General features: G+C 42.8%; 6 protein-coding genes and 1 riboswitch. Of the genes, 5 read left to right on the plus strand and 1 reads right to left on the minus strand.

Annotated elements, in window-relative coordinates; all coding sequences use genetic code 11:
- Positions 1-174 precede the first annotated feature (174 nt).
- Complete coding sequence (locus tag ACYQ2O_RS09900) at positions 175-939, plus strand: TrmH family RNA methyltransferase (protein WP_346025508.1); 765 nt, start codon at positions 175-177, stop codon at positions 937-939.
- A 187-nt stretch (positions 940-1,126) separates the two neighbouring features.
- Positions 1,127-1,654: an HD domain-containing protein gene (locus ACYQ2O_RS09905; RefSeq protein ID WP_346025507.1), complete on the plus strand. Its 528-nt coding sequence runs from the start codon at positions 1,127-1,129 to the stop codon at positions 1,652-1,654.
- A gap of 252 nt (positions 1,655-1,906) precedes the next feature.
- On the opposite strand, the gene ACYQ2O_RS09910 is transcribed toward ACYQ2O_RS09905, so the two are convergent.
- Positions 1,907-3,148 carry a YibE/F family protein gene (locus ACYQ2O_RS09910; RefSeq protein WP_346025506.1) on the minus strand — a complete coding sequence of 414 codons (1,242 nt, stop codon included), beginning with the start codon at positions 3,146-3,148 and terminating at the stop codon, positions 1,907-1,909.
- A gap of 523 nt (positions 3,149-3,671) precedes the next feature.
- A riboswitch (M-box (ykoK) riboswitch) is annotated at positions 3,672-3,842 on the plus strand.
- 215 nt (positions 3,843-4,057) lie between these two features.
- Between ACYQ2O_RS09910 and mgtE the strand changes: the two genes are divergently transcribed.
- The 3 genes from mgtE (at position 4,058) to ACYQ2O_RS09925 (ending at position 6,046) form a co-directional block, all read left to right on the plus strand.
- Positions 4,058-5,428, plus strand: a complete 1,371-nt coding sequence (gene mgtE, locus ACYQ2O_RS09915) for a magnesium transporter (protein WP_346025505.1) — start codon at positions 4,058-4,060, stop codon at positions 5,426-5,428.
- A gap of 126 nt (positions 5,429-5,554) precedes the next feature.
- Positions 5,555-5,911, plus strand: a complete 357-nt coding sequence (locus tag ACYQ2O_RS09920) for a winged helix-turn-helix transcriptional regulator (protein ID WP_425425703.1) — start codon at positions 5,555-5,557, stop codon at positions 5,909-5,911.
- A gap of 12 nt (positions 5,912-5,923) precedes the next feature.
- Positions 5,924-6,046: a hypothetical protein gene (locus ACYQ2O_RS09925; RefSeq protein WP_346025504.1), complete on the plus strand. Its 123-nt coding sequence runs from the start codon at positions 5,924-5,926 to the stop codon at positions 6,044-6,046.
- Positions 6,047-6,271: the final 225 nt, after the last annotated feature.

Here is a 6,271-nt window from a genome sequence, read left to right on the forward strand (position 1 = left end):
TAAGAGATTTAATACATTTGTACGAGCGATAGAGATATTTAAATTATTGAACCGCCGTGTACGGAACCGTACGCACGGTGGTGTGAGAGGACGGTAAATAAATTAATTATTTACCTCCTACTCGATTGTGTCATGTATACTGATACAAGAGTATAACTGAAGGAGACATACAGCATGGAAAGAATTGAATCAGTTCAGAACAAGCAAGTAAAGGAATGGAAGAAACTGCTGACACGAAAAGGCAGGAAAAAACAGAATAAATATCTGATAGAAGGACTGCACCTAGTAGAAGAGGCCGTCAAAGCCGGCATAGAGATCGAACACATTCTGATTCGTGAAGATAAGCTTGATCAATACACAGCCATTGTCGATCAGGTGCCGGGAAATCTCATTATTATTTCAGAATCGATTTCTGAATCTTTAAGTGATTCCGTAACTGAACAGGGCATTTTCGCGGTCATCATGCAGAAGGAAGAAGAGAACGCTATTCATGGGAATAAGCCAGTACTGATGCTTGATCAGGTTCAAGATCCCGGAAATCTTGGTACCCTGATTCGAACAGCTGATGCTGCTGGTTTTGAAGCCGTGATCATTGGGGAAGGGTCAGTCGATTTATATAACCCCAAGGCACTGAGGTCTGCTCAGGGCAGCCATTTTCACCTGCCTGTCATTCATTCAGCTCTTGAAAACTGGATCAGTCAGTTTAAAGAGAAGAATATACCTGTATATGGCACAGCGCTGGATGAGCGGGCTGTATCTTACCATACGGTAGAACCGAAAGAACAGTTTGCGCTTATAGTAGGAAATGAAGGCAATGGGGTAGCTGATCACTTGTTACAGGAGACTACGACCAATCTCTACATCCCGATCAAAGGCCAGGCTGAATCTTTGAATGTCGCTATAGCCGCCAGCATCCTTATGTTTTCTTTACATCAATGAGTAGAAATTTGACAGAAATATCACATTTGATATGAAAACGTTTTACAGGAGCCTTTCATCCTTTAAAATCAGACGTATTAGGAGTACTATAAGTACTATAAGTACTGGACAGGCAATTAGACCTGTTATTTAAACTAACTTTATTACATTAAATACTCTGACTAAGATCTGATAAAGGAGAGCTTCCATGGAATTCGTTCGTTCAATTTGGGAAAATGACAAAGATTATATGACATTGGTCGAAGACCTGCTTGAAAGCGAAGATTTACTTAAACTAGACGATATTACGCATCACCATTATACAACACGACTCATTCACTCACTGTTCGTTTCTTATGTCAGCTATAAAATAGCTAAGCGACTGAAACTGAACGCTAGAGCCGTTGCAAGAGCAGGACTGCTTCATGACTTTTTCCATGAATGCAGAGAAGAGATTGCTCTTATGAATGAAGGTTCGCATAATTGTGTTCACCCAAAAATAGCCGTCAAGAATGCACAGCGTCTGACGGAATTAAGTGAACTTGAAAAAGATATCATCCTTAAGCACATGTTCCTGACTACTACAGGGGTCGGTATTCCTAAATACAAGGAAAGCATGATCGTTACATGTGTAGACAAATATTGCGCAATCAATGAAGTATCTACACCGCTTAGAATGAAAGCTAAAGCAAAACTGGCTGAATGGAGCCTCAAATTGAGCGTCGTCCATGCCTGATTCCAGCCGATAATTAAAAAAATTCAATCCGTTTCCAGTTAAGTTCTAAAAGAACTTAATTGGAAACGGCTTTTTTTGGTGCACGATGCCATTTCCTGATTATTGAACAAGGGAGCTTTTGGCAAGCACTTGGTTTCATTTGATAAAAGTTTAGAGAAGTGATTCTGACAGCATGAGTGCAGGAAAAAAAGCGATGCCGGATAAGCTCTTAGGCATCGCTTCAGACTAGTTAGTCAGTCGGTTCGTCAGAAGTCAGGGAGACTTTCTGAGGTTTAATTTGTCACGGAGAAGGCCGGAACTGACAGCAGTCAGCGGAATAGAGAGGATCAGTCCAATGCTTCCAGCTAAAGCTCTAATGACTTCCGTCGCAATGACATTCATATTGATGATGCTGATGAACGGTTCCTGATAGGCCGTGAACAGTAAAAGCAGTGGGATCATTGATCCAATGTAAGCCAGGATCAACGTGTTAGCCATCGTTCCCATAATATCTTTTCCGACATTCATACCTGATAGAATCAGGCGTTTTGTAGAAACAGTCGGGTCAGCCATCCGTATTTCTTCCATAGCAGAAGCAATGGACATGCCGACATCCATCACAGCACCAAGTGCACCCATGATGATCCCCGCGAAAAGCAAGCCACTGAAATTAAAGTCCACATTTTGTGGGATATACATGAGCATCATAGCTTCCTGACCGGACAGTCCAGTCAAGTTGATCTGGTTCCCGACGATATAAGTTATGAGTCCCGAGATCAGTACCCCACCCAATACACCTGTGATGGCAGCAATGGATTTAATGTTCAGGCCGCCGACTGTCAAAATAGTGACCACCGTAATGATAAGAGAAATTAGGATAGTCATGAGTATCGGGCTGTATCCTGCAAGCAGGCCGGGAATGAGTACTCTTAAGAGAAGGAACAAGGTCAAAGCGAGAGTCAGGATCGTCTTCAGTCCTTTCAGCCCCCCAAGCAGGATAAGCAGGACAACGAACAGTGCCAGTACGATATATATTGTTCGATCTCTCTCGTACTCAACGATATGAACCTGAGACTCCCCGCCAATTTCAATGACGCTGATCAGAATTCTGTCTCCAGGCTCCACTTCAAAGTCGGAACCCGGATTTCCAGTAAGGGTATGGATAGCCTCGACTTCCTCGCCCTCCTGGTCACCTGAAAGGATTTCAACGCGAACTGTCTGTATTTCTTGATAGAAACCTTCATCCAGACCAGGACCGTCACCTGGAAGGACTTCAATGACTCTGGCTCGTTCTATTTCGTCCGCTGGAACATCCTCAAAATCATTATTGTATTCATCAATCGTTTCAAATTCTTCAAATTCCTCGAAATCTTCACTATCATCGTCCAGTTCCGAAGCAAGCAGTCTGCTTTGGGAGTCGAATGGACCGGATGCTTCTTCAGCATGAGCTGAGTAGATAAAGTAGGGGATGATCAGATTCATCAGCAGTGTGATCATCACTAAGCGTTTCTTCATGTGTTCATTCTCCTCATTTTAAGTTTTTGTGTCTGCCTGGAGACGGGCTTTATGAACCGGATGGTCTCTCACAGCAAACAAAAAGAGCATCTAATGCTGACTACTTGGTGGCTCAGTAGGTACTCTCATGTATTTCAAGTATAGCATGAACAAACAGGTAGAAAGAGAGGAATTAAGTGACAGTTTATTTAAAACTTTGTGGCAGGGAAGGAGGTAAATGGGGCATATCAACTTGGACAGGACGCAAGACGGACGACATGTCACGACAAAAAAGTTAAATATAGGATTTGTAGTGATGAATATGCCATATATCGATTTATAGATCTGTTCATTGTCTTCCATAAATACAAGTTCTTTACGGCCGCTCTCATAATGGACTAAATAGGTATCAAACTGATCAGTATCGAATGTATCCTGTCCTTCTAACTCTTCATATTGGACAGGAGTCAACCTATTTATATTAAGGGATAATAACTATTGCTTGAACAAATCACTCACATTCGTTATGATTATGTAGGAAAAGGAATGACCTTGTTAGGTGAGGCTCCCATATGGAGACACGCTACTGCCCAGAAATGTCCAAAGACGCCAATGGGTCAGCAGGAATCTTCGGATGAAGGGGATTTTTAATGTAGCTGAGACTGAAACAGACTCTATGCCATATGAAGCTGAAGCTCAACGACAGAGGTGTATGAAGATGAACTCTGTATTCATGTTCTTTACACGCTCTTATTGGCGTGTTTTTTTATTTATAATGATAGATAACACACAGAGAGGTTATTGACCAGCTAATTTACGGAGGTGAAGCGAAGATGGACCCTGTTCCCTTGTGTATCGGGTATAAATTTAAAGAAGTTAAAAAATCAGGTTATTCGCTTAGCCCGATTAAAATAGAAAGGACGATTACCTATGAAATTAATGAAAAGCAACAAGCAGAAAACGTATGACCAGATTTTTCTGGCTGCAAAAAAGAATGACCGCGAGACATTCAGAGAACTGTTCCTGAGACTGCATGATCGGGACCAGCACGAAGTCTTTCATTTGTTATATCCTGAAAAGAAGAGGAAAATTTCCGAATTTTTAAGTCCTGAAGAATTTGCAGAAATTTTCGAATGGATGGAAACAGAAGACCAGGAAGATGCAGTTCACTATTTACCAGATGAATACATGGCTCAAGTATTCAACTTTATGGCAGCAGATGATGTGGCTCACTTCCTGACTGAAAGTGACGAAACAGATAATCAGACTCTGCTCGCTATGATGGATGAGGAAGAAAGTCAACGTGTTCAGGAACTCCTGTCGTATGCACCGAAAACAGCCGGATCCATTATGACCAAAGAGTTCATTGCTATCCATTATAAGCAGACCCTGACAGAAGTCATCGAACAGCTGCGACAGATCGGTCGCGAAGCTGAGACGATTTATTACTTATATGTTGTAGATGAGAAGGAAAGACTGGTCGGCGTGCTCTCGCTCAGAGACTTGCTGCTCTCTCCTGAAACTGAAACGGTTGAAAACATCATGTTCAACCAGGTCGTTTCAGTGCGCATCGATGAAGACCAGGAACAGGTCGCCCGCATCATTCAGGATTATGACCTGCTTGCCATACCAGTCCTTGACCATGAAGGCAAAATGCAGGGGATCGTTACTGTCGATGATGTCATGGATGTCCTGGAAGAAGAGGTAACGGAAGACTTTAACGAATTCGCTGCGATCAAGCGCAGTGATGATGACCGTAAAACTAAAGTCACACCGTTCAGTACAGCGAAGTCACGCACACCCTGGATCGTTATCCTTCTCTTCCTTGGGATGATCACTGGTGGACTGATTGGGGCATTTGAAGAAACCCTGGACTCGGTCGTACTTCTGGCAGCATTCATTCCGATGATCATGGATACGGCAGGGAACGTAGGGACTCAGTCACTGGCTGTTGCCGTACGTAATCTGACGATTGATGACGACAGAGATAAAGACAGCTTCTTCCAGACTATTAAAAATGAATTGGGTGCAGGGATGCTGATGGGGCTGGTTGCTGCTGTGGTTCTGATCGGTACCATCTTTGTCTTCTACGGCAATGCTGTACTGGCCTTAATCATCAGTTTATCCATGTTCATCACGGTCAGTATATCAACAGTGATTGGTGCAGTGATCCCGGTTATCATCAACAAGTTCAAGATCGATCCCGCAGTTGCTTCAGGACCATTTATTACGACAATCAATGATTCTATAGGACTTTTGATCTATTTCTCTATTGCAACGTTCTTTCTTGAACACCTGTAACCTGTTATAGTACAATTGTGAACGAAATCCTAAACTTCCTAAAAATAAGTATTAGCTTCTACACATTTCTTTAGTATAATGGTATACTGAAAGACGTGAAAGAAGAGGTGACAATATATGATCGAAATGGCACAGACAAAAGAATCTGAAAAGGTGATATGCCCCAGATTCGAGCAGACTTTTTCAATACTTGGAAAAAAATGGACTGGATTAATCATTGATGTATTGTTGGATGGACCTCGTCGCTTTAAAGATCTCTCTCAGGCAATACCAGGAGTCAGCGATCGGGTACTAGTTGAACGGTTGAAAGAACTGGAAAAAGAAGAAATCGTGACGAGAGACTTGGATGACACGTGCGATATCCGTTCAGGTTACCGCCTGACAGCTAAAGGTAAAGCTTTAAGAAATGTCATGAATGAAGTGCAGGAGTGGGCAAATCAGTGGATTTGTGATACTGAATTAAATAACTTAAACGATAGATGAAAAAGAGTAGAGATGACTGATCAGTACCAGAGAACAGTGCCCAGGCTGAAAGCATTGACTGAGGAGTCTCTTGAAGTTCACTTTCATCGTGTACTCTGCACATATCTGCAGGGTCAGACATGGATCGGTAATTAAAATCCCGGTATGCGCCGTTATGCATGAGTGCAGAAGCAGTGGCTTCTGAACAAGGGTGGTACCGCGTGTTGACCTCGTCCCTCTATTGGGACGGGGTCTTTTTGGTGCGCCCGGCATGGGCGACAACTTGGTGGTGAAAGTCCACTACAGGCTTTGCAGTAGGAACTGTTAGTGAATGACAAGGGTGTCCACCGTGAGGTGGAATCTGAAGGAAGTCGGACGCAA

The organism is Alkalibacterium sp. m-11 (assembly GCF_054658155.1).

Excerpts from the sequence above, each read along its gene's own strand:
- ACYQ2O_RS09910 (WP_346025506.1), bottom strand. The coding sequence starts at position 3,148 with ATGAAGAAACGCTTAGTGATGATCACACTGCTGATGAATCTGATCATC.
- mgtE (WP_346025505.1), top strand. The coding sequence starts at position 4,058 with ATGAAATTAATGAAAAGCAACAAGCAGAAAACGTATGACCAGATTTTT.
- ACYQ2O_RS09920 (WP_425425703.1), top strand. The coding sequence starts at position 5,555 with ATGGCACAGACAAAAGAATCTGAAAAGGTGATATGCCCCAGATTCGAG.
- ACYQ2O_RS09900 (WP_346025508.1), top strand. The coding sequence starts at position 175 with ATGGAAAGAATTGAATCAGTTCAGAACAAGCAAGTAAAGGAATGGAAG.
- ACYQ2O_RS09925 (WP_346025504.1), top strand. The coding sequence starts at position 5,924 with ATGACTGATCAGTACCAGAGAACAGTGCCCAGGCTGAAAGCATTGACT.
- ACYQ2O_RS09905 (WP_346025507.1), top strand. The coding sequence starts at position 1,127 with ATGGAATTCGTTCGTTCAATTTGGGAAAATGACAAAGATTATATGACA.